Genomic DNA, 23942 nt, shown 5'->3' on the forward strand with positions numbered 1-23942 from the left:
AAAAATCAATGAATTCCTTTATAGAAGAACTTAAATGGCGTGGTCTTTATGCCGATATGATGCCCGGAACCGATGAACAACTGAATAAAGAGGTAACTACTGCATATATTGGTTTTGATCCGACAGCTGACTCTTTACATATCGGAAGTCTTATCCAGATAAAAATTCTTGCTCACTTCCAACAGCATGGACACAAACCTATTGCTCTTGTAGGAGGCGCCACAGGTATGATTGGAGATCCATCAGGAAAATCTGCAGAAAGAAATCTTTTAGATGAAGAGACGCTTTTACATTATGTTGACTGTTTAAAGAACCAGCTTTCAAGGTTTTTAAATTTTGATGGAAACGAACCTAATAAAGCAGAATTAGTCAACAACTATGATTGGATGAAGAATATTTCGTTCCTTGATTTTGCTAAAAATATCGGAAAGAATATCACGGTCAACTATATGATGGCTAAAGATTCTGTAAAGAAAAGATTTTCAGGAGAAGCAGGTGCAGACGGAATGAGCTTTACTGAGTTTACGTATCAGCTGATCCAGGGATATGATTTCCTTCACCTGTACCAAAACAATAATGTAAAACTTCAGATGGGAGGTTCTGACCAGTGGGGAAATATCACTACAGGAACAGAACTGATCCGTAGAAAGGCGCAGGGTGAAGCATTTGCATTAACCGTTCCTTTGATTACAAAAGCTGACGGTTCTAAATTCGGAAAATCTGAAAGTGGAGAAAACTATTGGCTGGATAAAAAGAAAACTTCACCTTACAAATTCTATCAGTTCTGGTTGAATGCTACGGATACGGATGCTGAAAGATTCATTAAATTCTACACATTCTTAGGAAAAGAAGAAATTGAAGCTTTAATTGAAGAACACAAAACAGCTCCCCATGAGAGAAAACTTCAGAAGAAACTTGCTGAAGAAGTTACTATTTGGGTACACGGAAAAGAAGAATATGAAAAGGCATTAAAAGCTTCGGAAATTCTTTTTGGACGTTCTACCGCTGAGGATCTTGTAAGCCTTGATGAAGAAATTTTCCTTGAGGTTTTTGAAGGTGTTCCACAAAAAGAAGTTGCTAAGGCAGAGGTATTGGGAATCAACATCATTGATCTTCTTTCTGAAAAATCAGGGTTCTTAAAATCTAAGAGTGAAGCACAGAGAGAAATAAAAGGAAATTCTATTTCTGTAAACAAACAAAAAGTAAATGATACTTTTGCAGCTAGCGAAAGCGACCTTATTGACGGTAAATTCCTGTTACTTCAAAAAGGTAAAAAAAGCTACTTTATTGTAAAAGTAATTTAATGCTGAATATACTATTAAAACGGCGCTGAGATTTTATCTCAGCGCCGTTTTTCGTTCGAAAATAATTGATTTTAAAATGTGTAGCTTGCAGAAGCCGATAAATACTGGCCGCTGGAAGTACCTTCTTTTTTTAATTCTCCGTCTACCCAGATTTGAACTTTCAACGTTGAAGAAGCATCTGCCCCAATGGCATTTACTGCAACATTGGCATTATAAGCTCCTGCTTCTGAGGTTACTTCAGGGCTTGTCCAGGTTGTACCGCTAAGACTTGAAGCCGTTGTAGGATTACCATCTATTCCGTATACCGCTACATTAATGTCAGCTCCTGTAGAAGCAATCGCTTTAAAAACCACTTTATGGCTTTTCCCACTTCCAGGAACATTATCATCGTCGTCATCTTTATTGCAAGATGAAACAAAACCGATGAACATGGTTGCCAATAATACCACGAATGTACCTCTCAACAGTTGACTCATTCTCATTTTTTTCATAATCTTTTTGTTTAAATTTTAGTTACTATATTTAATATTCTATGATCATTGATTTGATAACTGCAAAGCTATTAGAGTCGCTAAACTTTATCAATCCTGAAAAATGAGTAATTTTTTCTACCTAAATTCAGGTATTTTTTTTGCTGAAATTTTTAATTAAATTGAGCATTTTTTAAAATATTATACAGAATTGCTCCATCATGAAGAGATTACTTATCCTATTAAGCTTATTCCTGTCTTTCGGTTTACGGTCACAGCAAATTATTCCTCTTCATGAACAACCTTATTTAGACAGTCTGCAAAACATTACAAAAACTCAGACTTCCCATATTCCAAAAGCCGATGCTTACTTTCTGCTGTCCAATTATTACAGGAATATTGATTCTCTTCTGAGCAGAAAGTACCTGGAAAACGGGAAAACACTCATCAAAAACAATCCTTTGCTTTCGGCAAAATATGATTTTTATAAAGCGCAATATTACCTGGACCGTAATAAGGGAAAAGCAGCTCTTTTTTATCAGCAGGCCATTAAAGGATTATCGAAGTTCAGGACTGAAGAAACGGATCTCCTTCAATCTTCAGCATGGTACAGCTATGGAGTAGCACAAAAAGATAAGAAGGGCTACCCTTTCCTGCTTAAGATTATCCTTGAAAAAAGCATTCCGCTGGCTAAAAAATATGAAAACAGCCGAAGTCTCGGGTTTCTATATACACAACTTGCCGTCGTTCTCATGTATAATGCCGAATTAAAAAAAGCTGAAAATTATAATAATAAAGCGTTAGAAATTCTTGAAAAAAATTATCCGAATTCTTCAGAACTATTTTTCACCTATCTCAATGCTGCCAACAATTTCTGCTACCAGATTAATGGAGATGAAGCAAAGAAATGTTTGGATAAAGCCGAAAAGCTGATCAGCCCTTATCCGGAATCCTCCGTCAATGCATTTTATTATTACAGCAAAACACTGTATTGCATTACCAAACAAAAAAATACTGAAGCACTGCCTGTGATTGAAAAAGGCATTTTTTATGCGAAAAAATTCAATCAGAATCTGCTGGCACAAATGTTCTATTTCAACAAATATGATATTCTAAGAAAATTAAAGAAATACAATGAGGCTAAAAATGTACTGGAAGGTATTTTAACAGAAAAATCACTTGCCCTTGACCTTAATAACCGAAAGACTATTTATAAGCAGCTCTCCATACTCAGTGAAGAAATGGGAAATGCGAAGGAAGCGCTGGTATGGGAACAAAGATATTCCGGGCTTAGTGATAGTTTGAATACCGAAAATACAAAGCTTGAGATTAATAAGATTGAATCAAAATTTAATACGGCTGAAAAAGAAAGAAAAATAGCCACGTTAAACGCTGAAAAAAAACAAAAAGAATTAGAAGTAAATAAGAAAAATTCCTACTTATGGGGATTGAGTCTCATCCTGGCATTAGCGTTAAGTCTTTTAATTTTCTTTTTTATCTTATTCAGAAAAAACAAAAAAATATCTGAGCAAAAGATCAACGATATTAAACAAAAGGAAGAACTATCACTCACCAAAGCCATTCTGGATGGTGAAGAAAGAGAGAGGGAACGTATTGCAAGAGATCTTCATGATGGTTTGGGCGGCATGCTTGCCGGCGTTAAAATTAATTTCTCCACGTGGTCATCCGGCCATTTAGATGCTGAAAAAGATCAGGAGTTTTATAGAATTCTGGGACAATTAGATAGCTCTGTGAGTGAACTCCGCCATGTGGCAAGAAACCTAATGCCGGAATCCTTACTTAATTTTGGGTTGGAAACCGCGTTACAGGACCTTTGTGAGTTTTATATCAGAAAAGACCTCGAGATTGATTTCCAGGCTATTGGTATTGAAAAAAATCTGCCAGTAACGATTCAGCTTAATATTTACCGTATTGTTCAGGAGCTGTTGGCTAACGCCATTAAACATGCTGAAGCCAGTAATATTTTGCTGCAATGTTCACAATCGGGGAAGAGCTTTTTGATCACTATTGAGGATAATGGAAAAGGATTTGAAAAAGATATAGAAAAGACCAGTAAAAGTATGGGACTCCTGAATCTAAAAAACAGGGTCAATTACCTGAGAGGAAAAATGGAGGTAAGTTCAGATATTCAAGGGACAACGATAAACATAGAACTCAATATTGATGGAGAATAAAAAAATAAATATTGTCATTGTAGATGATCATCCTATCGTTATTGAAGGATTGAAAATGATGCTGAACAATCAGCTGCATTTTACAGTTTCAGAAAGTTTTACTTCCGGTTCGGAAATTATTGATTTTATAAGATCTCATAAAGTTGATATTATCCTTTTAGACATTACGCTGCCTGATGCTAATGGGACGGAGCTCTGCAGGGAAATCAAAAAAATATCCCCCGATACTTCAGTCATTATGTTCAGTAACCGTTCTGAGAGAAGCATCATTATGCAGTCCCTTCAAAACGGTGCCAGTGGTTATATTCTTAAAAATACCTCGATTGATGAATTGGTGGTTTGTATACAGGGAGCCCACTCAGGAAATATTGTTTTCTGTAATGAATCCAGACAGATTATCAGTAAACCGTCGCAACATGACCATCCTGTACCCAGACTTACCAAAAGAGAGAAACAGATCCTGCAGATGGTAGCAGAAGGAAAAACAAGCATGATGATTGCCAATGAACTGTTTCTGAGCCCTCTTACTGTAGATACCCACCGTAAAAATCTATTACAGAAATTTCAGGCAAAAAATTCTACCGAACTTATCAATATTGCTGTACAGCAGAATATGATCTGAAAATAAAAAACCGCTTTAAAAGCGGTTTTAAATGATATATTAAATATTTTTATTTACAATTCTAAGAAGCTGTAATCAATAGAAGCTACTAAAACTCCTTTTCCTTTCTTTTTGCTGGTTCTTACAATTTCACCGTCTATCCAAAGATTGATGGTCAATTCTGAATCCACTTCGGGAAGTAACGCATTGGCATCCAGATTCAATTGTGCCTGACTGGAATTTACGAAAAACTCTTCGCTTTTCCATGAGGTTCCTACTGGATCAAAAATATCGGTTTTATTAGTACCCACCTGTGTTACAATAGTTTTAAGTACTCCTCCGGTAGTTGTTTTCACTTCGAACTGAACCACATGATCCTGAAATTCATCATCGTCATCTTTTTTACAAGAACTTACAACGGTAATCACAGAAAATAATAAAACGAATAAAAAAGAAAGTCTAAGTAAACTTTTTGATTTGTAAAATTGCTTCATTTCTTCAAATAGATTTTTTAATGTTTCAAATATAAGTTTTTTATTAATATAAAAATAACTTTTATGAAAAATTTCCAATAAAAAATTGTAAATAATATCAAATCAATAAAAACTAAAATAAATCTGTAAAACGTAATAATACAGCACAACCAGCTAATCATTACACATACAATATATTCTTTGATAAGTTGCCCAAACGAATTATAAAAGGTAGGATTACAATGTGATTTATTAATTATATTTGCTGTATGAATTTAGATTATCTAGTAAGAGAACCAGAGAATATTACAGCCAGTACTCCTATTCTTTTTATGCTCCACGGATATGGCAGCAATGAACAGGATCTTTTCAGTTTCAGAGAAACATTACCTGCTGATTGGCTTATCATAAGTTTCAGAGCACCCAGAGATACCCAATTTGAAGGGTATTCATGGTTTGATATTGACTTCAACAACCCAGAAAATTTCATTGATGTGGACCAGGCCAAAGAATCATTGGATGGTGCATTGGAAAGTATATTAAAAATTATCAATCATTATGGTCTTACAGAAAGTAAGGTTCATTTGTGTGGTTTCAGCCAGGGAGGAATATTATGTTATGCCCTGGCGTTGAAGCACCCTGAATTATTTAATAATATTGCCTGTCTCAGTTCATATCCGGAAGAGAAACTGTTAGATGGTATTGTAAAAGATAAGAAGAAACTTGAAAAATTACGTTTTTTCATATCACATGGAACAGATGATGCGGTCATTCCGTTAGAATGGGGAAGAAAAGCTGCCGACCTGTTGTATGATCTAAGCTGTTATTTTACTTTCAGGGAGTATATGAGCGGACACGGTGTCAATCAAAAAAATTATATGGACCTTATGGATTTTTATTCAAAAAACGCATAATCTTATTTGAAATAATTTCAAGATAAACACTACATTATTGTAGTTTATATAAACATTCCTGCTTTTGGAATGTTTTTTCATTCACAATCAAGATAATTTCGCTAAATTCAGTAAATGAAATTCAAGCTTCTTTTACTGGGTGTATTGTTTAGCATTTTTATAAATGCCCAGGACTCATTTGAGCTGATCAACACCAAAAAAGCTGTTATCCCTTTTAAGTTTATCAATAACCTTATCTTCATTCCTATCACCATTAATGGAGCAGAATTAACCTTTCTGGTAGATACGGGTGTAGCGGAAACACTGCTTTTCAGCCTGGAAAACAAAGAGGTTAAGCTCGAAAACGTTGAAAAAATAAAATTTTCAGGTCTCGGAGGAAGCCTAAGCATTGATGGATTCAAATCTGAGCGTAACACAGCCCGCATTGGTGATGCAGTCATCAATACCTCGATGTCTCTTTATATTATTCTTGATGAAGAGTTTAATATTTCATCTCATGTAGGAATTCCCGTAAATGGAGTCATTGGATATCATTTTTTTAAAAATCATCCTATCTCTATAGATTACCAGGCAAAGAAAATTACCATCTATGAAAATGCAGACCTGCTAAAAAAGAAAATAAGAAAATATGATGAATTCCCTATCACGATTGAAAAAGATAAACCTTATGTTTATGCTGATGTAGAGATGACCAATGAAAAGAATAGTTCAAAACTTTTGATTGACCTTGGAAACAGCGATGCGATATGGCTCTTCCCTACTCTTATCAAAAATTTTGTATATAACAGACCTAATATTGAAGATTTTCTGGGCCGCGGATTCAATGGAGATATCTATGGTAAAAGAAGCAGGATACATAATTTTTATCTTGGAGACTTTCGGTTTGAAAAACCACTGACTGCTATGCCGGATGAATTTTCTATCCAGCATGTTAATTTAGTGGATAATAGAAAAGGCTCTGTGGGTTCAGAAATTATGCGGAGGTTTAGTATTGTTTTTGATTATGCCAACAAAAAATTATTTTTAAAGAAAAACCGAAATTTCAATGATCCTTTTCATTTTAATATGAGCGGACTGGATTTCAGACAGGATGGGTTAGAATGGGGACATGAAAGAGTACAAATTGAAACTCATTCATCCACTACCAGTACAAATTCGGTTTATAAAGGGGATTCTTTTCAATATAAATTTACTCTGAAGCCTCTCTTTTCAATTTCAGGAGTAAGAAAAGATTCCCCAGCCGATAAAGCGGGTCTCAAAAAAGATGATAAAGTAATCAGCATCAACAGAAATAAAGCTTCCGATATGAACCTGGAGGCCATCATAGAGCTTATGAAATCATCCGAAGGGCAAAGTATCACCATTGTTGTTCAGAGAAAGAATGAAACCCTAACCTTAAGTTTCACTTTAGAAGATCCAATACCTTATCAAGATTAATATATAAAAACCGGGGAAGCACCTCTCACCAAAGAAAAATATGCGGGTATAAGGATGAGTTTCCGGAAGTACCAGCAAAGCAGGTAAATCACACCTTTCTTTTTCTCTTTTCCATTCTCAGGATGACTTTCTTTACGATGCATTATGTAGAAAACAAATAAAAAGCACCGAATCCCTGTAAATATTCATCATTTGGAATGTTTTTATTTACAATTAAGATAATTTCGTTAAATTCAGTAAATGAAATTAAAATTTATTTTATTATTTTTTTTCTTTGGCATTTTAGGTAATGCACAGAATTCTTTTGAATTAATCAACGCTAAAAAAGCGGTTATTCCTTTTAAACTTATCAATAATCTGATCTTTATTCCTATTAATATCAATGGGGCAGAGCTTACTTTTTTAGTAGATACGGGAGTGTCTGAAACCATGCTTTTCAGTCTGGAAAACAAGGAAATAAAGCTTGAAAACGTTGAAAAAATAAAGTTTTCAGGCCTGGGCGGAAGTTTAAGCCTTGATGGATTCAAGTCTGAACGCAATACCGCCAGAATAGGTGATGCTATTATCAATACCTCTATGTCTCTTTATATTGTTACCAATGAAGAATTCAACATTTCACCCCATGTAGGGATTCCTGTAAACGGAGTGATTGGGTACCATTTTTTCAAAAACCATCCGGTTTCAATAGATTATCTGGCTAAGAAGCTAACGGTATATGAAGATACTGACCTGTTTAAAAAGAAAATCAAAAAATTTGAAGAACTTCCGATTACCATAGAAAAAGATAAACCCTATCTCTATACCGATATAGAGATGACCAATGAAAAGAAAAGTTCAAAATTATTAATTGACCTCGGAAACAGCGATGCCATATGGCTATTCCCTTCTCTCATTAAAAACTTTGTTTATAACAGACCCAATATTGATGATTTCCTGGGGCGTGGCTTTAATGGAGATATCTATGGTAAGAGAAGCAGAATTCATAATTTTTATATTGGAAAATTTCAGTTTGAAAAACCATTGACTGCAATGCCCGATGAGTTTTCTATCCAGCATGTGAATCTTGTAAAAGACCGGAAAGGATCTATAGGTGGAGAAATTATGCGTCGTTTTACCATTTTTTTTGATTATAATAATAAAAAGTTATACCTTAAAAAAAATAGAAATTTTGATGATCCTTTTCATTTTAATATGAGCGGACTTGATTTCAAGCAAGACGGTATGCAATGGGCTGAAGAAAGAGTGAAAATTGAACCCAAACCTTATGCCGGTTCTATGAATGAAACCTATAAAGCAGAATCGTTTCAGTATAATTTCAGTTTAAAACCGCTTTTTTCAATTGCAGGGGTCAGAAAAGACTCTCCCGCCTATAAGGCAGGTTTAAAAACAGATGACAGACTTATCAGCATCAACGGTAAAAATGCATCAAATATGACATTACAAAAAATTATTGAATTAATGAAATCTTCTGAAGGCCGTGATATTACCATTGTTGTTCAAAGAAAAAATGAAACATTAAAAATAAGTTTCACTTTAGAAGATCCAATACCTTATCAAGATTAATATGAAAACAGAAGAAACTACTTTAGACAGGATAAGAACCCGGCCGAGATTTAAAATGTTTACGCATCTTACCAAAGAAGAATATGCGGAAAATTTAAAAACATACCTTGCCGGACATAAGGATGAATTTTCCGGAAACATTAACAAAGAGGTTGCTACCATCTGTGTAGAAACAGAATATGACAATTATTGGAAACCACGCCTTTCTTTGCGGGTAGAAATGGAAGATGACCATACGGTAATCCGTGGAGTATTTGGTCCCAGCTCAGCAGTCTGGACATTTTTCATGTTTCTTTATTTCTCTTTTTCCATTCTGTGGATGACTTTCTTTACAATGTATTATGTAGAAAAGCAAATAAAAAGCGCCGAATACCCGTGGGCACTGAGCGCTTCTTTTGTTATGTTATTTTTTATTCTGCTTACCTATGCTGCAGCAAGATTCGGGCAGCATAAAGGAAAAGAAGAGATGCTTAAACTGAGAAGATTCGCTGAAGAATCTACGTTACAGTTTGAAAAAAAGATTAATTAGATTCGGGTTCTACAGGACTTTCATTATCAACCGGAGTCGCCATTGCTTTAGCCGCTTTGATAGAATCTGCTACTTTTTCTCTGTTGCTTTGTTCTTTCAGCATTTTGGGCACATCCGGTTCCAATAATTTGGTCAGCTCTTCTACAGAAATATTATTGGCATTGGGATCGTCCAGTAGTTTCTTCCAAGGTCTTCTTCCTCCCCAATTATAGTCACCAAATACCATTACTGCTGTTCCTTTGGCTTTTGTGGTAGCACCTCCCGGATTCAATATCCAGGTATCTGCATAAGAATACAACCATTGGGCATCTTTTCTCAATAACCGTAAGCATGAGTGTGATGCAGGATATCCCGGAAGCGTATATTCATGCCATCCGATTCCTCCAATATTATGGATATTAAAATTGTAAGGAAGTTTCCATTCAGTGCTGACAGTAGAAATAGAGAGTTTCTTTTTCCAATTGGCAAAAGTAAGTCCTCTTGTTGTCTGCGCTGCTTTTTTCCCCATACTTGTAGGGCCCCATTTCACCAGACTTCCGTTAGAATAGACAGCATAAGCCTGTATAGGGTATGAAAAGATGACAAATTTCTTTACACCACTTAATACATCAAGCTGCATAGGAAAAGGTGAATAAGCCATCAGGGTGGTATCTATTTTTGCAGGAACCACTAAGGTATCTGCATTCCACTTACTTTTAGAATCCAATCTGTTTAAGGCTAAAATAGCGGTACGTTCTTTTTCGTTGTATTTTTTGCTGAATTCCGCATAGAGGGAATCCCTCATTTTTTTATCTTTTGGAATAACGAAAGCATTGTAGAATCCATTTTCCTGCATCACCGGTGGTACAGATTCTTTCTTAACTACCGGTACGGAATCTTTCTTGATGGAATCAGTCTCCGCGTCAGGATTTCCCGATACGGAAGAAACTGTATCTTTAAAAGTATCACTTATTTTTTCTACTTCTTTTTTACAGGAAACAAGAAATACTGCGCATAAGAATGCGTATAGAAATAATTTTTTCACAGACATGTTCTTCATAAATAAATTAGGTCACTTAGTTTGGCTACCCAGTACAAATATCAGACCTAAAATCGAATCAAAAAAGACATTATAGAAAATACCGTAAAAAAACGGTAATAAAGTATATTTTTTACAACAATTTATTGGTTTTAGCATAAGTTAACGCTTCCGCAATATTATTTACCCCAATTTTTTCAAAAAGCTTTTTCCGGTGAAATTTCACGGTATCGGCCGTAATAAAAAGTTTTTCAGAGATCTCATTAATCGTCAAACCACTTGCATATAGACTTAAAATATCATATTCCCTGGAGGAGAGTTTTATTTTTTCGGTTTTTTCCCAGATATCTGTTATATAATCATACTTCCATAGGGTATCCGATCCTTCTTTGCTAAGGACAACATTTCCGGAAGAGCTGCTGTTAGAGAGTGAAACGATACATAAAGCTTTCCACACCTGCCCTTCTTCTGTAAGAAACATCGGGGTAAGTTTATGATTGACAAGAATAAGGTTCTTTTTACCGTTGATAAGATAAAAGTCGTAAGAGATGGAATACAGTTTCCTTTCCTCTACAGGAATGGTTTCATAGAAATCAAATCCGGCTTTATTGATCTTAATCAGCATCTCTACATCTTCAGGTTTTACATTCTGAAAATAAAAAGCATAGCCCAGCTCCTTTACTTCCTCAGAGCTTTTTCCACACAGGAAAAGAGGATTTTCAGAAACATATTCAAATGCTTTCGTTTGATAATTAATAACGTATAGACTCTGATAAGTAGTTCTTGCCAGTGCTTTTACGGCCTCCAGATAATCTCCGGACTGGCTGAAGTCGATATCCGCATCTTTACCGACTTCATTTTTATCATTAAAAAATCTATTAATATCTTCCATAGGTTTAAATACAAATCTACACACTACACAAAGGAGTAGTTTTAGCTTTGGTACCACAAATCTACACAAAAGTGTAGCAGTTTTCAAAATACCGTGATTTACTTTTGCGAAAAGATTTTCATGATTGTACCATTTTAGAAGATCGATACAAGATGGGTTTGAAGATAGCTTTAAAGAAACTATCAAAAAACTCCTTTACTGTTATCAATAACCATGATATAAAGAAGCTGCCAAAACAATTCGGTCATCGTAAAAAGTAGATTTCAACAATGAAGTTTTTATCGTAATCGCCTCGGATAATGGAGGATTATTCAGACTGAAAATATTAAAACAACGGCCGAATTAGAGCAGCCTTCAAAAATCCGTTTTAAAGCAACATTGCAAGCTGAGCTTATGAAAAGCTCCAGACTGATCGAAGCTCCGTGTCATTGATATTTCTCTATTACAGTCTTGCCGGGTAATGATTTTTTTTGAATTGGATTGAAGAAACCGGAAATTCCGGGATATACTTTTATATTTTTATAATACAATTACCTGAATAAAGAATTAAATCTATAATAATAAAGTAACCATAGGGCCAGCCAGGGTAGATTAATAATCAGAAAAACCATAATCTCTTGCCCATCAATTTCCCCATCTAAAATGAAAAAAAATGAAGAAGCTGAAGCAATAACGGGAAGTAAAAACCAACACAAAGCTATTTGTATTTTTCCCTGGAATTGTTTTAAAAAAGAAAATAAGCTGCTCAAGGAAGTTAAGCTCAGGAAAAACAGCCAAAAGATGATAAAGCCATAGGCGAGACCACTCATATCACAATTCCTAGGTTCTTTTATGATTTCTCTGGTAATACCTAAAAACACGATTAGAAAAACAACGGAAATAAACGTAGCAAAAAACCATGTTTTAAGTATAGACAACAGAATAAATTTTCTTTTTGACATCAAAGAGCTATATTTTTTACTAAAATAACATAAACTATGGAATGTACAAAATGTACAGTTTATTAAATAACGTACGTTCGGTTAAGAAAGCAAAGGGTTTAGAGCTGGAGGCTGAAAGTCTTGATTGAAATGAATAACAATATTAAAAAATGGAATCCTTTAACCATTCCTTTGTGTAGGTTAGCAAAGTTCATTTTAATTCTGTAGGGGTCACTCCATATTTTTGTTTAAAAGAAAAGTAAAAGTGCGATAGGTTTTCAAAACCGAGATCTAAATAAATATCTGTGGGTTTTTGATTTTCCTTTGTAATTAATCGGTGAGCTTCCGTAAGCCGTTGTCCCTGTAGCCATTGTCGGGGTGATTGTCCAAATGTTTTTTTAAAATCGCGTTTAAAAGAAGCTAAGCTTCGTCCTGTTAGCTTGGCAAACTGTTCAATGGGAACATTGGATTTATAATTTTGCAACATGAATTTTTCAATATCAATTTTGTGCAGTTTGCTGAAATCGAACAGGAATTTTTTAAAATCGGGATTGTACTGTAACAGTAATTCAATGGCTTCATTAATTTTTATGTCGGAAAGCGAATGTGTTTTTTTTATCGTACTGTCTTCATAAGGGAGTAACGACTTAAAATAACCTTGTATGAAAGGATTTTTTTTGATAATTATTGTGCTTTCACCTATATATCTTTCCTGTTCGGGAATTCTATGGAGTGATGCATATTTACGCAATACATCCTCGTTTAAAAAAATGGCAACTGCTTTGTATTCGCCGTTGCTTCCAGGTATTTTAACAGCCCTGAACAATTGGTTTTTACGAACCAAAATTATACTGCCCTCTTTGAATACTAAGTTTTTACCGGTTATTTGCATGTGTGTTTCGCCCGAAAGATGAATAGCTAAAAAATGTTCAGGCAAAATTTGCTCATCCGACCTGTATTTTTCACAAGCACAGGAAAATAGCAGGTTGTCAAATATGTCATTTTTATTTTCTCCCATTTTACTATTTGACCATTCAATTCACTTCATTTTCAAAGATAACAGCACAGAGAATACGAATGGTAATCATTCCAACAAAAAAAGATAGTCATCATGTACCTGCACGGATAGTTACCGATTTTGCGTGCTCAACTGGAGATAACTGTTCGAAATTTAAACCTGTTATGTCATACATCGTCTTTTCTGATAAAGCTATCCCAGCTTTTTTGTCAATACCGAGGTTGTTGCACAGTCGTTCCATCATAATACCTATCGATGCAGGCTGCAATCCAACCCAATGCCTTAATATGGCTGAATTCTTCGGGATGCCTGCTGAAGGCTGCAAAGGTAGAATTGCATCCATAGCATATGCTATAAAGCGCAGTTTTCATCTGAGCAGTATCTTTTCTTGATTTGGCGTAGCATACATAGCCAATAACATCCATGTGTTCATACACTCCACTACCCCCGCAACCATCATGAGCAGATTCGCTTTCGCCATGATTGCGTAAATCGTAAGCCAAAATATTATACCCTGCATCATGTAGTGTTTTATACTGTGCTACCTGATTGACTTCAAAACCGACAATATCATTCGGGATTTTGTATCCGGGATAGCCATAGCGGTTTGCATCAAGAAAATGATTTACGATAAGGAGTTTATCGGATTCAGTGGGTATAAACAACCTTTTAATTCTATTCCATCCATTGCTGGAAAGCTAACTTCTTCATATGCTAACCCATACTCAGTCGGATTTCTGGCAATTTCAGTACGAATTGGCTTGGCAAAAAATTCGTAAAAGTAATAAGGGTTTGCTGTTGCTCAGCCGTTAATTCGCTAATGTTGTTTTCTTTGTTTTCCATCTTTATTGTTTTGTGAAAATCAATTTAAGTATTTTTTAAAAAATTCGGTAGCCTTAGTTGTTACATCATTTACGAGTTCCGGTTTATCATAATAATTAAATTGTGTTTCTGTTCCCCAAACCAATTCTTTTTCACCTTTTAGCTTGCTGTAAAAATTTTTAGATGCATTTGGAAGTACACAATTGTCTGAATGAAAAACAATGGCAGGGATATTTATATTTTCCGCTTTACTCATTGGGTCAAATTGAAACAAAGGTTCGAGACTTATAATTGCATATTCATTTTTAAATTCTTTTATATTACCCCTTTTTTCGTTTTCATAATAATCCACTTCATTATAATAAAAAGCATTTTTGTCTGTACTACTATATCCCGTAGCCGTTTTAGCTTCTCCTGTTTGTTCATAATCTTGTTTGGCTTGTTGAATGAATTGGATTAAGGCATTCATTTCTTCTTCATTACTTCCTCTTGCTTCTCCAAGTTCGGAAGGTCCACCCACCATTCCTGCTACAATGGCAATCGCATTTAATCTATCATCGGTTGCAGCCAAATGAGCAACATTGCCGCCTGAAGCACATACGCCAAGAGCATTTACCTTATTGACATATGGTAAAGAAATCAGAAAGGTGACAGCCGCTTCAAGGTCATTTCTTTTGATTTCGGGGTTTTCATATTGGCGGGGTTGTCCCTCACTTTCCCCATAAGTACGATAATCAAATGCCAACGCAACAAATCCATTTTCTGCCATTTTCCGGGCATAGCCTCCCGACATTTGCTCCTTAATTGAAAAAGCAGACCCCTGCGTAATGATTGAAGGGTATTGTTTTGTATCGTCGAAATTTGCCGGCTTATATAAATTACCACATAATTTTACTCCTTCTGCATTGAAGTAAACTTTTTCTTTTGAAATTGAATTTTCCATTTGTATTTTTTTTATTGCTGTAAAGTTCAAGACAAAGTCAGAAATATTATTTGCTGTATGGCTCAAATAACACTTGCTGTATAGCTCATCTTTTTGCGTTATCTAAGTTTTGTTCTGTATGGGAATTGAATCTTTTGGACTGCAAAACACTGGCTTGAGTGTTTGGCAAAACCAAATGTGTCAATAGTGTGGACTAAAAAAGTTGCTGTGCAATGGGCTTTTAATTGCTTATTGTGTCTTATTTGTCGAGTTGCGGGCGGTTGCTACCATTGCTGCTAATGCTTTTCGTGCATTTATTTCCAAGGTTTGATCATGATTTGTGTTGTTTTAGCCATAGTTAATTATTTGTCAGGGTTTTTAAATATAGTACTATTTAGCGAAAATTAATAAGACTGTCAGGAAATTTTATAGGAAAGTTTAGTAATGCTTTTCTTCATCATCCATAAATGGATCTCTATTCAGCTAACCGTGGGCTAAGCAAATACTGATGATCTTCTCAAAATTTATAATATACTTCACAGCTGTATTGTTATTACAAAGCTTTTCGGTCCGCAGAAAAAATTCAAAATCATTAAGAAAGACATAATCAATTTTTCTAATATCAATATCAGAAATGTCATACTTCCATTCTAAAAACTCTTTGGTAAGACTTAAGTAGCTATTATAACTGCTAATGTTTCTTTAGCAAACTCCTTCCCTACCAACTTCTCCATTCTGTCGTCATAATCTTGAAATATTGGAATCAGTATTCGATTTTTTTTTGATCTCTATCCAATAACCTATTCTTAAGAATTTTACAGCTTATCGGTCCACTTTCTCTTATGAGTGTATGGTAGGTATCATAAACTTTCTGCTCAAATGTTTTAAGATAAAATTAAGTGAATTATATTCTTCTAAAGAGCCTTTTACATTTTGAGTCTTGCAGTTCTATTTCGGTGGTGATATGGTATGTTTTGTACTGATCTCAGAAATTTTACCTTCATAGTAATTCTCAGGTATATGAGTGCTTTTCCCTGAGTGTTGATCTTAGCTTTTTTTAAGAAAAAAAAGTTGAATGTCTTATTCATATATGTACCACTTTTAAAAATTTAAAATTAAATTCATTAAAAATGTCCCACAAGATGTTCAATTTATGAACAAGCTTTTTCTTATTTTTCAGTGACATTTTTATTCCTTTTCAACAGGTCACTTTCAGATTGTGGTTTTTAAGTTTCTTTTGGAACAGGCACAAAACAAAAAATGCTGTAAAACATCTATTTTACAGCATTTTGTACTATTTTGATTAAATAGTTGCGATCCGGACGGGATTCGAACCCGCGACCTCCGCCGTGACAGGGCGGCATTCTAACCAGCTGAACTACCGGATCATGTTTTATTTTTTTTGAAAGAACTCAGTTTCTTTTTGTGATTGCAAAAATACATCTTTTTTTAGTCCCTCCAAACAAACATAAGCTTTTTTTCTATAATATTTATATAAACTACAGGTTATCAATTATAAAAATTTTAAAAAAAAGCTATTGACAAACATTGTATAAAGTCCCATTTATAGGCTATTTTCAATATTCCACCTCTCAAGTTATCATGTTTTTGTACCGAAATATGATCCACAATAGTTACGATTTACATCTTTCCCATGTTTATTCAAAAAAAACAGTCAATTTAAATATTATCAACATAAAATCATTATTTTTGAATTATAAATAATTCACAATATGGAGATAAAAGAAATAAAATATATCAATAAAACTCCTGTTTTTCCAATTTCTCTCGGTGGGGCGGGTATTGGTTCCTGCAATGAAAGTGTATTCTTTCAAGGTCCAATATCGGAAAAACAAGCAGTAGAAACCGTATTATTCGCATTGGAAAATGGTATAACTCTCATTGATACTTCGCCTTTTTATGGGGATAGTGAGAAAAAGATTGGTATTTCATTACAAGAATACGGAAACCGCTCATCTTTTATCCTTTCTACAAAAGTAGGTACCCATCCTAAATATAAGGGATTTACAGCAGACGCTATCCTGAAGAGTATTGATAACAGTTTAAAGACATTACAAACAGACTATCTGGACATTGTGCACATCCACGATCCTTCTGATACTGATTTTAAAAGCATGTTGAAAAACAACGGCATGGAGACTCTTTTAAGGCTAAAAGAAGAAAAGGTGATTCATAATATTGGCCTTGGTGTCCGGAATCATAATCTCCACTATCAATTCATTTCTTCTGGTTATGCCGATGTTATCCTGCCTTATCTCGATTATAATCTTTTATGTACCAAGGCAGATGTTTTACTGGACACTGCCCACAAAAATAATGTTGCCGTTATGCTGGGGTCAGCCTTATGCATGGGGTTACTTTCCGGTAAAAATCCTTTGGATATCAACATCTGTCATTATGCCATAGAAAAAGATGTTTCACTAGAAAAAGCCATGCAGATGTATGTATGGTGCAATAAAAACGAGATCAGCTTAATGGCACTTAATTACAAATTCATTCTGAATCATCCTGCCGTGAACACCATAGTAATAGGAGCATCTTCTAAACAAGAGGTAGAAAAAAGCATACATGCCTATAAAGAAAATATCAGCTCTTCTATTATGAACAATTTTCAAAAACAATTCAATCTTTTATAAAAATCATTAAATAACTTAAAGAAACTAATCAATGGAAAAGAACCCGCTACATTACAAAGATGAAAACATTTTAAAATCTTCTGCCGGAATGATCCCTACCGATCTTTACCGCTCTATCCTTGACAATGTCCCTTTAATTTGTGTGGACCTTATCATCGTCAAAGATAATAAAGCTTTCCTTACCAAACGTAAAAATAAGCCGAGTAAAGACATTTACTGGATGCAGGGCGGCAGAATGCTGAAAAATGAAGGGATAGAAGCCTGTGGAATTAGAAAAGCCGCTTTAGAACTGAATATCCCGGAAGACAAAATAAAAATAACCAAGTATCTGGGTACATTCTCTACAGAATTTAACGATTCTGAGCAGGGAGCTTCTTCCCATACGGTAAACATTACTTTCCAGGCAGAGGTTGAGGATATCCCTTTGGGATTTGATCTTGATCATTCGGATGGCCAATGGTTTGATATTAACGGAACTCTCCCAATAGAATTAGAGGGAGTCTATACCCATCATCCCTATATCGCTGAGATACTAAAATTAATTGAGCCTAAACGTATTCTGAAGAATGATAAAATTAAAGTATTGATAACCGGAGCAAGTGGATTTATAGGCTCCCATTTGGGGAAGCGGTTAAAACGCGAAGGATACTATGTAATAGGGGCAGATTGGATAAGTCCTGAATTTATGCAACCAGGAGAGTTCTGCCATGAATTCCTCAGAATTGATCTCCGTAATATGAAAAATTGCCTGAAAGCCTGTGAAGGAGTCGACTGGGTTTTCAACCTCGCAGCAGACATGGGAGGCATGGGTTTTATTCAAAGCAACCATAGCCGGATCGGATATAATAATACAATGATTAGCTTAAATATGTTGGAAGCGGCAAGACATCACAATGTAAAACGTTATTTTTATTCTTCGAGTGCCTGCGTCTACCCTTTGCATGTACAGGATAATTCTGAACACACTATTGGATTGAAAGAAGAAGATGCCTGGCCAGCCTATCCACAAGATATTTACGGACTTGAAAAGCTATATGGTGAAGAAATTGCCATGAAGTATTCGGAAGAATTCCCACAAATGCAAGTACGTATTGCAAGATTTCATGGGATTTATGGAGAATGCGGAACCTGGAAAGGAGGAAGAGAAAAAGTTCCTGCCGCCTTCTGTCGTAAAGCTGCTGCATCAGAATCCGTTTTCGAAATATGGGGTGATGGTGAACAGAAACGTTCATTTTGCTATATTAATGATTGCGTGGAAGGTGTGATCCGTATCATGAAATCAGATTATAACAAACCTCTCAACCTGGGTTCCGAAGAGATGATCTCAATGAATGACTTTGCAAGACTTGTTATGGAAATTGCGGACAGAAGTCTGCCTCTGAAGCATATCGCAGGACCAGAAGGTGTCCGCGGAAGAAATTCTGACAATAGTCTTATTGAGGAAGTGCTTGGCTGGAAGCCTTCTATTTCTTTATCCGTTGGAATAGAAAAAACATACAGATGGGTCAAAGAACAGGTAGAAGCAGAAAAACATACCGGCATCAATACCTCTGCATACAGCGAATCAACAATAGTAGCCACTGAAGCATCGAATATTAATGATTAAAGAAGAGAATTACAGCTGGAATAACTGGGCAGGAAATCAATCCTGTATTGCTGAAAATTATTTTGAACCGGAAATTGAAGAACAGATCATAGAAATAGTCTGTTTCGCAGAAAAAAACAAAAAAAAGATTCGTGTAATCGGTTCAGGACATTCCTTTTCTCCCATTGCTATCAGTAATGAGATTCTGGTTTCTTTAAAAAACTACCGGAAACTAATTTCGGTGGGAAAAGACTCTGTTACCTGCCAAGGTGGAATGTATCTGCATGAACTGTATACTATTTTAAAAGCAAACACATTATCCTTTCCCAATTTTGGAGTTATTAATAAACAGACAGTTGCCGGTGCATTAGCAACAGGTACGCATGGCAGTGGCTTAAAACACCGAAGCCTTTCGGCGCAGATTGAAAGATTACGCATGATAACAGCATCAGGAGATCTTTTGGAAATAAATAAAGAAACAATATTGAAGATCGGGAACAAAAACCTAAATATATTGGAAGCCGCGTCCTTATCGCTGGGTTCACTTGGAATAGTTACAGAAATAACATTAAAATGTGAACCACTATTCTATCTGAAATCAGAAGAGTCTGTTATTGAATTTGATGAATTCCTTGAGTCTATGGATGATTATGCCAAACGCTATGAATATTTTAAGGCATGGTGGTTTCCACACACAGATAAAGTATATCTGTTCAGAGCAGAGCGGGTAGAAAAAGAACAATACAGCGAAAAAAGCAAATGGGAAAACTATACCCTGGAACAAAAAGACAGAGATCTCCAAATTGATACCTTAACCACTCCCCTATTCATAAAGAGTAATGCGGACCCTTCCCTGATCCCGGAAATCAATGCCTACTGTCTTGATTATTTCTTCACGCCACGCACAAAGATTGGAAATAGTTTTGAAATATTGGTACATGATGAAACAATACCAATGGTAGTTTCAGAATATGGACTACCGATACTTGACGGCATTCACAAAAAGGCATTAAAAGAATTCAGAGATACTTTGGAACATACTGAACACAAGGTTCATTTCCCCGTAGACCTTCGTTACACTGCTGCCGAAGAATCATGGCTCAGCCCCTCCTACCAAAAAGATACTTTTTATATTGGTATGTGCGTGCGTGAATACCGTGAGAAAAAAATACACCCGTCTATGCAGTTATTTTTTGATGTTATGAAAAAATATAATGCCTCTCCTAATTGGGGAAAACTTTCAGATCTGTCAAAATCAGAATTAGAAGAAAGGTTTCCAGGAATAAATGATTTCCGGGAACTACGAAACAACATAGACCCCAAAGGAGTTTTCTTGAACGAATTTATTAAAAGTATTTTCTAAGCCTTAGAACAGATAGTCCTAAAAAACAAAAAAACTGTGAAATCTAGATTTCACAGTTTTCATATTACATTGATTGTAATTGCGATCCGGACGGGATTCGAACCCGCGACCTCCGCCGTGACAGGGCGGCATTCTAACCAGCTGAACTACCGGATCAATTTTTTTTTAAAGAAATTGATAAAACTTCGCGATCCGGACGGGATTCGAACCCGCGACCTCCGCCGTGACAGGGCGGCATTCTAACCAGCTGAACTACCGGATCAATTTTTTAAAGAAATTGATAAAACTTCGCGATCCGGACGGGATTCGAACCCGCGACCTCCGCCGTGACAGGGCGGCATTCTAACCAGCTGAACTACCGGATCAATTTTTTTTTTAAAGTAATTGATAAACTTTTGCGATCCGGACGGGATTCGAACCCGCGACCTCCGCCGTGACAGGGCGGCATTCTAACCAGCTGAACTACCGGATCATTTTTGTGTAAGAACGTCGTTTCTTTTTCGTGGTTGCAAAATTACACCTTTTTTTGTTAACTGCAAATTATTTTAAAAAAAATACCTTCCAATACTGGAAGGCATTCATTATCAAACTTATTTTTTTATAAGTGTGCGCTTAATTTCTCAGCGATTACCTCTTTTGGAGTAACACCTACTAATTTATCTACTACTTCACCGTTCTTAAAAATAAGAACTGTAGGGATATTTCTGATTCCATACTGCATTGAAATCTCTTGGTTGTTGTCTACATCCACTTTCCCTACTACTGCTTTTCCTTCAAAATCTGAAGCCACTTCTTCGATGATTGGTCCCAAAGTTCTGCATGGTCCGCACCATACTGCCCAGAAGTCTACTAATACCGGTTTATCAGATTTTAAAACCGTATCCTGAAATGAGCTGTCCGTAATTTCTAAAGCCATTTTGTTTCTTTTATTTTAATTAATATTATATTCTCGTTCAATTCTTCTATTGAATGTTCAAAATTACGATTTTTACATCATAAGACTATCTATGCTCAACATTAGTTTTTTCTATAGCGTAGTCACTTGAAATTTCCTTTAAGGCTGTTACTAAAGCTTCAATCTCTGCTTTTGTTGTCATATGGCTGAAAGAAATACGTAATGGTGTACAATGATCCATTTCATCTTCAGAAAGCACCATCATCATGACCATTGATGGCTTGGAGGCTCCGGAAGAGCACGCACTACCCTGAGAAATGGCAATTCCCTTCATATCCAGCTGAAGACCTATCAATGGGTTCTTATAAGGTAATAATGCACTTAATACCGTGTAAAGGCTGTTTTCTTTTTCAGCACTTCTTCCGTTAAATTTAATCCTCTCTATTTCTGCAGAAAGTCTTTCTATAGCATAGTCTTTAATTTCCTGCATATGGTTTGTATATTCTTCCATATGATTCAGAGAAAGCTCTAACGCTTTACCAAGGCCTACAATACCACAAACATTTTCTGTCCCTGCCCTAAGGCTTCTTTCCTGAGGTCCTCCGGTAATGATTCCTTTTAGCCCTGTTGCTTTTCTGATAAACGCAAAACCTGAACCTTTAGGCCCATGAAACTTATGGGCACTGCATGAAGCAAAGTCTACAGGAATATCAGAAAGATCAAGGTTCATATGAGCCATTGTCTGTACCGTATCTGAATGGAACAGTGCATGATATTCTTTGCATAGCTGCGCCACCTTTTTAAGGTTGATGATATTTCCTATTTCGTTGTTGGCATGCATTAAGCTTACCAACGTTTTTTTATCTGAGGATTTTAATAATTCCTCTAATTTAGAAAGGTCAATATCTCCTTTTTCATTAGGACGGATATAGCTTACCTCTACTCCCTTTCTGCTTTTCATATCCAGAATACTTTCAGAAACACATTTGTGTTCCAAAGGAGAACTGATGATCCTTTCTACTCCAAGGTGTTCTACGCTGGATTTAATGATCATATTGTTTGATTCCGTTCCACATGAAGTGAAAATGATTTCAGCAGGACTTACATGAAGATAGTCTGCAACCTGTCTTCTTACATTTTCAATAAGTATTTTTGCTTCCTGGCCAAAGCTGTGAGTGGAAGATGGATTTCCGAAATTCATCTTCATCGTACCAACCATTGCGTCTATTACTTCTTCTGCAAGAGGAGTAGTGGCGGCATTATCTAAATATATTTTATCCATTATTATTTTGAATATTTTAATTCTACGGAGTTAAATTGGTAATCTGAAGGAACTGCAAAAACAAACCACGGATTAGAAATCACCTGAATTTCCATTCCCCCGGAAGGTTCTCCGGCAGGAACTTCCACATACAGGATGTTATTGCTTACATACACCGTTTTAATCTCTGTAATTCTGTGACTTCCTGACCTGAAACTTCCCAGGTTATAGAGAACAACTTTCTTATTTTTTGGAAATTTCGGGTAATCAATAGCCGGTTCTTTTTCCATATCTATAACACCAAAGCTTTGTCTGATGCTGTTCTGGAAATCTTTTTCGTCTTTAATAATTCTGAAACCAGCCTGGTCTGCGCCTCCCTGAGACTCAGAAACAAGAATTTCTACGCTTTTCTGCATACCTGAAGCCTTTTGGGATGGTGTATTTGTACAGCTCATGAGCATTGCAGCAAATACAGTTAACAGCCTTTTCATTTTTTATACTTTTATCATCCAAAATTAATGAAAAAATTGGTAATGTCCCTCATTTGCCCATTTCAACATTGGCCGATCTCCGGAAGTATCACCAAATGCAATAATTTTATCGTATCTGGAATCGTTTATTTCTTCTTTTATTCTTACCAGTTTTTCTTTTCCGTTGCAGTTTTTACCTATAAAATTTCCTGTGAAAACCCCGTTTTTAAACTCTGCCCGCGTAGAAACAAGCTGCATTTTTAATTCTTCGGCAAAAGGTTTTACCCAGATATCCAAAGAAGCAGTAACCAATAAACTCTGTATATTATTCCTATCGATATTTTTTATAAAGTCGAGTGCATTTTCCCTGACAATCTGAGGATAATGGTGTTCAAAAAACTGTTTAGACTTCATTTCTATTTTTTCCTGGGTCTGTCCTTTCAGAATAGATCCTATAAAACTTTTTTTCACCTTTTCGGTTTCAGCAAGTTTTAGCTTCAGTAAAATAAAAAGAGGAACATGCTTTAAAAATTGTATTCTGTACTTTGTAGAATCGTAAAACTTCAGATACATAAACATGGTATCTTTATACGTCAGCGTTCCGTCAAAATCAAAACAATACAATTTTTTCAT

Annotated in this window: 23 protein-coding genes and 5 tRNA genes; 11 read left to right on the forward strand and 17 right to left on the reverse strand. The window is 35.6% G+C overall.

Annotation, left to right across the window (positions count from 1 at the left end):
- The first annotated feature begins 8 nt into the window (after nt 1-8).
- Complete coding sequence (tyrS, locus tag MP477_RS12165) at nt 9-1304, forward strand: tyrosine--tRNA ligase (RefSeq protein ID WP_230034870.1); 1296 nt, start codon at nt 9-11, stop codon at nt 1302-1304.
- A 71-nt stretch (nt 1305-1375) separates the two neighbouring features.
- Here tyrS and MP477_RS12170 read toward each other — a convergent pair whose 3' ends face one another.
- Nucleotides 1376-1795: a hypothetical protein gene (locus MP477_RS12170; RefSeq protein ID WP_257190656.1), complete on the reverse strand. Its 420-nt coding sequence runs from the start codon at nt 1793-1795 to the stop codon at nt 1376-1378.
- Nucleotides 1796-1995: 200 nt separating this feature from the next.
- Between MP477_RS12170 and MP477_RS12175 the strand changes: the two genes are divergently transcribed.
- Nucleotides 1996-3969, forward strand: a complete 1974-nt coding sequence (locus tag MP477_RS12175; RefSeq protein ID WP_257190657.1) for a sensor histidine kinase — start codon at nt 1996-1998, stop codon at nt 3967-3969.
- A complete protein-coding gene (locus MP477_RS12180; protein ID WP_257190658.1) occupies nt 3959-4591 on the forward strand; it encodes a response regulator transcription factor in 633 nt (210 codons plus the stop codon). The genes MP477_RS12175 and MP477_RS12180 overlap by 11 nt, the downstream gene beginning before the upstream one ends.
- Before the next feature lie 53 nt (nt 4592-4644).
- Here MP477_RS12180 and MP477_RS12185 read toward each other — a convergent pair whose 3' ends face one another.
- Nucleotides 4645-5064, reverse strand: a complete 420-nt coding sequence (locus MP477_RS12185; RefSeq protein WP_230034863.1) for a hypothetical protein — start codon at nt 5062-5064, stop codon at nt 4645-4647.
- Between the two features lie 248 nt (nt 5065-5312).
- Here MP477_RS12185 and MP477_RS12190 point away from each other — a divergent pair, with 248 nt between their 5' ends.
- The 4 genes from MP477_RS12190 to MP477_RS12205 all read left to right on the forward strand — a co-directional run bounded on the left by MP477_RS12190 (nt 5313) and on the right by MP477_RS12205 (nt 9486).
- The gene (locus MP477_RS12190) at nt 5313-5957 is read left to right on the forward strand and encodes an alpha/beta hydrolase (RefSeq protein ID WP_230034861.1); all 645 of its coding nucleotides are present in this window, start codon (nt 5313-5315) and stop codon (nt 5955-5957) included.
- Between the two features lie 114 nt (nt 5958-6071).
- On the forward strand, nt 6072-7394 hold the full coding sequence (locus MP477_RS12195; protein ID WP_257190659.1) for a PDZ domain-containing protein: 1323 nt from the start codon (nt 6072-6074) through the stop codon (nt 7392-7394).
- A gap of 240 nt (nt 7395-7634) precedes the next feature.
- The gene (locus MP477_RS12200) at nt 7635-8957 is read left to right on the forward strand and encodes a PDZ domain-containing protein (protein WP_257190660.1); all 1323 of its coding nucleotides are present in this window, start codon (nt 7635-7637) and stop codon (nt 8955-8957) included.
- Nucleotide 8958: 1 nt separating this feature from the next.
- Nucleotides 8959-9486 (forward strand): hypothetical protein, encoded by a 528-nt coding sequence (locus tag MP477_RS12205; protein WP_230034854.1) that lies wholly within the window; start codon nt 8959-8961, stop codon nt 9484-9486.
- Here the strand turns inward: MP477_RS12205 and MP477_RS12210 are convergent.
- Complete coding sequence (locus MP477_RS12210) at nt 9479-10516, reverse strand: L,D-transpeptidase (protein ID WP_230034949.1); 1038 nt, start codon at nt 10514-10516, stop codon at nt 9479-9481. The two genes, MP477_RS12205 and MP477_RS12210, sit on opposite strands and share 8 nt — an antisense overlap.
- A gap of 121 nt (nt 10517-10637) precedes the next feature.
- Entirely contained in the window at nt 10638-11396 is a 759-nt protein-coding gene (locus MP477_RS12215; protein WP_257190661.1) for a response regulator transcription factor, read from the reverse strand.
- 642 nt (nt 11397-12038) lie between these two features.
- Here MP477_RS12215 and MP477_RS12220 point away from each other — a divergent pair.
- Nucleotides 12039-12191: a hypothetical protein gene (locus tag MP477_RS12220; protein WP_257190662.1), complete on the forward strand. Its 153-nt coding sequence runs from the start codon at nt 12039-12041 to the stop codon at nt 12189-12191.
- Between the two features lie 336 nt (nt 12192-12527).
- Here the strand turns inward: MP477_RS12220 and MP477_RS12225 are convergent, their stop codons facing one another.
- From MP477_RS12225 to MP477_RS12240, 5 genes are all read right to left on the reverse strand, one after another.
- A complete protein-coding gene (locus MP477_RS12225; RefSeq protein WP_257190663.1) occupies nt 12528-13334 on the reverse strand; it encodes an AraC family transcriptional regulator in 807 nt (268 codons plus the stop codon).
- A gap of 209 nt (nt 13335-13543) precedes the next feature.
- Complete coding sequence (locus tag MP477_RS12230) at nt 13544-13999, reverse strand: hypothetical protein (protein WP_257190664.1); 456 nt, start codon at nt 13997-13999, stop codon at nt 13544-13546.
- A 197-nt stretch (nt 14000-14196) separates the two neighbouring features.
- A complete protein-coding gene (locus MP477_RS12235; protein WP_230034840.1) occupies nt 14197-15099 on the reverse strand; it encodes an alpha/beta hydrolase in 903 nt (300 codons plus the stop codon).
- Nucleotides 15100-15561: 462 nt separating this feature from the next.
- Nucleotides 15562-15774, reverse strand: a complete 213-nt coding sequence (locus tag MP477_RS22835; RefSeq protein WP_373567428.1) for a phage integrase SAM-like domain-containing protein — start codon at nt 15772-15774, stop codon at nt 15562-15564.
- Between the two features lie 618 nt (nt 15775-16392).
- Nucleotides 16393-16466: transfer RNA gene (locus tag MP477_RS12240), tRNA-Asp, on the reverse strand.
- Nucleotides 16467-16811: 345 nt separating this feature from the next.
- On the opposite strand from MP477_RS12240, the gene MP477_RS12245 reads away from it, so the two are divergent.
- From MP477_RS12245 to MP477_RS12255, 3 genes are read left to right on the forward strand one after another with little or no spacing between them, the layout of a single operon-like run.
- Nucleotides 16812-17735: an aldo/keto reductase gene (locus MP477_RS12245; RefSeq protein ID WP_257190665.1), complete on the forward strand. Its 924-nt coding sequence runs from the start codon at nt 16812-16814 to the stop codon at nt 17733-17735.
- 31 nt (nt 17736-17766) lie between these two features.
- A complete protein-coding gene (locus tag MP477_RS12250; RefSeq protein WP_257190666.1) occupies nt 17767-19341 on the forward strand; it encodes an NAD-dependent epimerase/dehydratase family protein in 1575 nt (524 codons plus the stop codon).
- Complete coding sequence (locus MP477_RS12255; protein WP_257190667.1) at nt 19334-20683, forward strand: D-arabinono-1,4-lactone oxidase; 1350 nt, start codon at nt 19334-19336, stop codon at nt 20681-20683. Before MP477_RS12250 ends, MP477_RS12255 begins: the two co-directional genes overlap by 8 nt.
- 82 nt (nt 20684-20765) lie before the next feature.
- Here the strand turns inward: MP477_RS12255 and MP477_RS12260 are convergent.
- The 8 genes from MP477_RS12260 to MP477_RS12295 all read right to left on the reverse strand — a co-directional run bounded on the left by MP477_RS12260 (nt 20766) and on the right by MP477_RS12295 (nt 23942).
- Nucleotides 20766-20839, reverse strand: a tRNA-Asp gene (locus MP477_RS12260).
- 32 nt (nt 20840-20871) lie between these two features.
- Nucleotides 20872-20945, reverse strand: a tRNA-Asp gene (locus MP477_RS12265).
- 29 nt (nt 20946-20974) lie between these two features.
- Nucleotides 20975-21048 (reverse strand) — tRNA-Asp (locus MP477_RS12270).
- 33 nt (nt 21049-21081) lie between these two features.
- Nucleotides 21082-21155, reverse strand: a tRNA-Asp gene (locus tag MP477_RS12275).
- Between the two features lie 126 nt (nt 21156-21281).
- Nucleotides 21282-21599 carry a thioredoxin gene (gene trxA, locus MP477_RS12280; RefSeq protein WP_047099031.1) on the reverse strand — a complete coding sequence of 106 codons (318 nt, stop codon included), beginning with the start codon at nt 21597-21599 and terminating at the stop codon, nt 21282-21284.
- Between the two features lie 85 nt (nt 21600-21684).
- Entirely contained in the window at nt 21685-22860 is a 1176-nt protein-coding gene (locus MP477_RS12285) for a cysteine desulfurase family protein (RefSeq protein WP_257190668.1), read from the reverse strand.
- A gap of 2 nt (nt 22861-22862) precedes the next feature.
- A complete protein-coding gene (locus MP477_RS12290) occupies nt 22863-23330 on the reverse strand; it encodes a hypothetical protein (RefSeq protein ID WP_230036879.1) in 468 nt (155 codons plus the stop codon).
- A 24-nt stretch (nt 23331-23354) separates the two neighbouring features.
- The gene (locus MP477_RS12295; protein WP_047486987.1) at nt 23355-23942 is read right to left on the reverse strand and encodes an HAD-IB family hydrolase; all 588 of its coding nucleotides are present in this window, start codon (nt 23940-23942) and stop codon (nt 23355-23357) included.

The organism is Chryseobacterium sp. WG23 (assembly GCF_024586575.1).
Taxonomy (GTDB): domain Bacteria; phylum Bacteroidota; class Bacteroidia; order Flavobacteriales; family Weeksellaceae; genus Chryseobacterium.

Coding starts and splice junctions, on each gene's coding strand:
- tyrS (WP_230034870.1), top strand. CDS start 9: ATGAATTCCTTTATAGAAGAACTTAAATGGCGTGGTCTTTATGCCGAT.
- MP477_RS12170 (WP_257190656.1), bottom strand. CDS start 1,795: ATGAAAAAAATGAGAATGAGTCAACTGTTGAGAGGTACATTCGTGGTA.
- MP477_RS12175 (WP_257190657.1), top strand. CDS start 1,996: ATGAAGAGATTACTTATCCTATTAAGCTTATTCCTGTCTTTCGGTTTA.
- MP477_RS12180 (WP_257190658.1), top strand. CDS start 3,959: ATGGAGAATAAAAAAATAAATATTGTCATTGTAGATGATCATCCTATC.
- MP477_RS12185 (WP_230034863.1), bottom strand. CDS start 5,064: ATGAAGCAATTTTACAAATCAAAAAGTTTACTTAGACTTTCTTTTTTA.
- MP477_RS12190 (WP_230034861.1), top strand. CDS start 5,313: ATGAATTTAGATTATCTAGTAAGAGAACCAGAGAATATTACAGCCAGT.
- MP477_RS12195 (WP_257190659.1), top strand. CDS start 6,072: ATGAAATTCAAGCTTCTTTTACTGGGTGTATTGTTTAGCATTTTTATA.
- MP477_RS12200 (WP_257190660.1), top strand. CDS start 7,635: ATGAAATTAAAATTTATTTTATTATTTTTTTTCTTTGGCATTTTAGGT.
- MP477_RS12205 (WP_230034854.1), top strand. CDS start 8,959: ATGAAAACAGAAGAAACTACTTTAGACAGGATAAGAACCCGGCCGAGA.
- MP477_RS12210 (WP_230034949.1), bottom strand. CDS start 10,516: ATGTCTGTGAAAAAATTATTTCTATACGCATTCTTATGCGCAGTATTT.
- MP477_RS12215 (WP_257190661.1), bottom strand. CDS start 11,396: ATGGAAGATATTAATAGATTTTTTAATGATAAAAATGAAGTCGGTAAA.
- MP477_RS12220 (WP_257190662.1), top strand. CDS start 12,039: ATGAAAAAAAATGAAGAAGCTGAAGCAATAACGGGAAGTAAAAACCAA.
- MP477_RS12225 (WP_257190663.1), bottom strand. CDS start 13,334: ATGGGAGAAAATAAAAATGACATATTTGACAACCTGCTATTTTCCTGT.
- MP477_RS12235 (WP_230034840.1), bottom strand. CDS start 15,099: ATGGAAAATTCAATTTCAAAAGAAAAAGTTTACTTCAATGCAGAAGGA.
- MP477_RS12245 (WP_257190665.1), top strand. CDS start 16,812: ATGGAGATAAAAGAAATAAAATATATCAATAAAACTCCTGTTTTTCCA.
- MP477_RS12250 (WP_257190666.1), top strand. CDS start 17,767: ATGGAAAAGAACCCGCTACATTACAAAGATGAAAACATTTTAAAATCT.
- MP477_RS12255 (WP_257190667.1), top strand. CDS start 19,334: ATGATTAAAGAAGAGAATTACAGCTGGAATAACTGGGCAGGAAATCAA.
- trxA (WP_047099031.1), bottom strand. CDS start 21,599: ATGGCTTTAGAAATTACGGACAGCTCATTTCAGGATACGGTTTTAAAA.
- MP477_RS12285 (WP_257190668.1), bottom strand. CDS start 22,860: ATGGATAAAATATATTTAGATAATGCCGCCACTACTCCTCTTGCAGAA.
- MP477_RS12290 (WP_230036879.1), bottom strand. CDS start 23,330: ATGAAAAGGCTGTTAACTGTATTTGCTGCAATGCTCATGAGCTGTACA.
- MP477_RS12295 (WP_047486987.1), bottom strand. CDS start 23,942: ATGAAAAAATTGTATTGTTTTGATTTTGACGGAACGCTGACGTATAAA.